General features: G+C 58.4%; 2 protein-coding genes. Both read right to left on the bottom strand.

The genetic code is table 11. The features are described from left to right. A partial coding sequence (malQ, locus tag ACW14G_RS22730; RefSeq protein WP_455648848.1) for a 4-alpha-glucanotransferase occupies window positions 1-1,376 on the bottom strand: 1,376 nt, incomplete at its 3' end. Between the two features lie 10 nt (window positions 1,377-1,386). Continuing rightward, the coding region (glgP, locus tag ACW14G_RS22725) for a glycogen/starch/alpha-glucan family phosphorylase (RefSeq protein ID WP_455648847.1) at window positions 1,387-3,075 on the bottom strand (1,689 nt) is incomplete at its 5' end.

The raw sequence follows: 3,075 nt of genomic DNA, 5'->3' as shown, positions 1-3,075 counted from the left end.
ATCCACCACAGGCGCAGCACGGACATCACGTGGTCGATACGCAGCGCGCCGCAGTTTTTCATGTTGGCGCGCAGCAGCTCGATAAACGGTTCATAAGCACGCGCGGCGATGATATGCGGATCCATCGGCGGCAGGCCCCAGTTCTGCCCCAGCGGCCCAAGGATATCCGGCGGCGCGCCGACGGAGGCCTTCAGGCAGTAGAGTTCACGGTCACACCAGGTTTCGGCTCCGCCTTCAGCCACACCTACCGCCAGGTCGCGGTAGAGGCCAATCGGCATGGCGTCGCGCTGGCTGGTTTCCCAGCACTCGGCAAACTGGGTGTAGGCCAGCCACTGTAGCCAAAGGTAGAAATCGACTTCGTCGGCATGCTGTTGACAAAATGCGTGCACTTCCGGGCTTTCGATATTCTGATACGCCTTCGGCCAGGCCGGCCAGCCCCAGCGCAGCTTATCTTCTTTCACCTGATGAGCGTGCAGCGCGTCAAACGCCGCCTGCCAGTACAGGCTTTCGCCCTCTTTATCAACAAAGTAACGGAAGGCCGCCATCGGCTCGTCGTGACGTTTGGCAAAGCGTTTCCACGCCATACGCAGGGCCGTCATTTTCAGCTCGGTGACCGCGGTGTAGTCCACCTGCTCGACGTCGCGCGCGGCCTTCAGCTTCTGCTGAGTCGCCGGCAGTTTCCACCACGCCTGCGCCTCGTCGCTCAGTCTGAAGTCTTCCACCGCGTTAACGTCGATATAGATAACGTTCATCCAGCGACGCGACGACGGGCTGTACGGGCTCGCGCTCTCCGGGTTAGCCGGATAAAGCGCATGAATCGGGTTGAGGCCGATAAACGCGCCGCCACGCTTCGCCACTTCCGGCAGCATCGCTTTCAGATCGCCGAAGTCGCCAATACCCCAGTTCTTTTCCGAACGCAGGGTGTAGAGCTGCACGCAGGCGCCCCACAGCTTTTTCGCCTCTTGCAGCGGCTGTGGTTCATAGCAGCGTTCCGGCGCAATAATCACCCGGCAGTGCCAGCGCTGATCGTCCTGAGTCAACGTTAAGGAGTGATACCCCTCCGGCAGACGCGTCGGCAGGCTGAGATTTTTCCCGCCCGACGCCTTGCCGTGATGCTGCTGGCCCTCTTCGGTGGTGAGGATCCAGCTAAACTCGCCGCTGCCGGAAACCGGCAGCGCCATTTTTTTACCGTACGTCAGGACCATCACGTTCGGTATCGGCGTCGCCGCGACCGAATCGGTCGCGGGACGATGCATTGCGTCAAGCAAGCGCCGTTTGGTGTCTGCGCCGATAGACTGCGGCTTGCCGTGCGCATTGATATAGTCAGGGCTAATGCCTGCCGCCAGCGCGGCATTATCGAGGCGTTTGCTTTCCATAGGCCAGTCCTTAGCGTTTTGCCTGCCAGATACGTTTTTGGTAATCGCGAATCGAACGATCGGAGCTGAACATGCCGCAGCGCGCGGTGTTCAGAATGGCCGCACGCGTCCAGGCTTCCTGGTCACGATAAAGCACGTCCACCTGCTTCTGCGCTTCCACATAGGCGGCAAAGTCGGCCATCACCAGGTACGGGTCGCCGCCCTCTTTGCCGATGCTGTGCAGCATCTGGTCGAAGGCATGCTTGTCGCCGTCGCTGTACTTGCCGCTTTCCAGCTCTTTCAGCACCGCATCCAGCAGCTTATCGGCTTTACGCCATTTCAGCGGATCGTAACCTTTGGCTTTGAGTTCTTTCACCTGCTCGACGGTATGGCCGAAGATGAAGATGTTTTCAGAACCGACCTTCTCGGCGATTTCTACGTTCGCACCGTCCAGCGTACCAACGGTCAGCGCGCCGTTCAGCGCCAGCTTCATGTTGCCGGTGCCGGAGGCCTCTTTACCGGCCGTGGAAATCTGCTCAGAAACGTCCGCCGCCGGAATCAGCATCTCTGCCGCCGACACGCAGTAATCCGGCAGGAAGACCACTTTCAGCTTATCGCCCACCTGCGGATCGTTATTGATCGCCTCAGCCACTTTGTTGATCGCAAAGATAATATTCTTCGCCAGGTAGTAGCCCGGCGCCGCTTTCGCCCCGAACAGGAACACGCGCGGTACGCGGTCAGCCTGCGGGTTTTCGCGAATCTCTTTGTACAGCGCCAGAATGTGCAGCAGGTTCAGGTGCTGACGTTTGTATTCGTGCAGACGTTTGATTTGAATATCAAAAATTGCGTTGCTTGAAATCTCAATCCCGGTACGGGCCTTGATGAATTTCACCAGGCGCTCTTTGTTCGCCAGCTTGATGTCACGATACTGCTGACGGAACTTCGCATCGTCGGCGTATTTTTCCAGATTGATCAACTGGTCGAGATCGTTAGCCCACTCTTTTTTCAGCGATTTATCCAGCAGCGCGGCCAGAGCCGGGTTGCACTGTTTGATCCAGCGACGCGGCGTGATGCCGTTGGTGACGTTGTGGAAACGGGTCGGCCACAGCTGATGGTATTCCGGGAACAGATCCTTCACCACCAGGTCAGAGTGCAGCGCCGCCACGCCGTTAACCGCAAAGCCGCTCACTACGCACATATTCGCCATGCGCACCTGCTTGTTGTGCACCACGGCCAGCTTCGCCCAGACGGCTTCATCGCCCGGCCAGGTCGCATCAACCAGCTTCTTAAAGCGGTCGTTAATCTCTTTGATGATCTGCATGTGACGCGGCAGCAGCGCTTTCACCAGCTTCTCATCCCAGCACTCCAGCGCTTCTGGCATCAGGGTGTGGTTGGTGTAAGCGAAGGTTTTGCTGGTAATAGCCCAGGCGTCATCCCAGCTCAGCTGGTGCTCGTCAATCAGCACGCGCAGCAGTTCCGGAATGGCGATGGTCGGGTGAGTATCGTTCAACTGGATGACTTCGAAATCGGCCAGTTCGTGCAGCTTACGGCCCGCCAGATGGTGGCGACGCAGAATATCGGCCACCGAGCAGGCGCACTGGAAGTACTGCTGCATCAGGCGCAGTTTTTTACCTGCGGTATGGTTGTCGTTCGGGTAGAGCACTTTCGTCAGTTTTTCGGCGTCAATGCCCTGCTGCTCAGCGCGCAGGAAATCGCCGTC

It is taken from the genome of Kluyvera sp. (genome assembly GCF_965301105.1).
The sequence above is the reverse complement of the archived record's forward strand: the minus strand, read 5'-3'. Positions and strand labels throughout refer to the sequence as shown.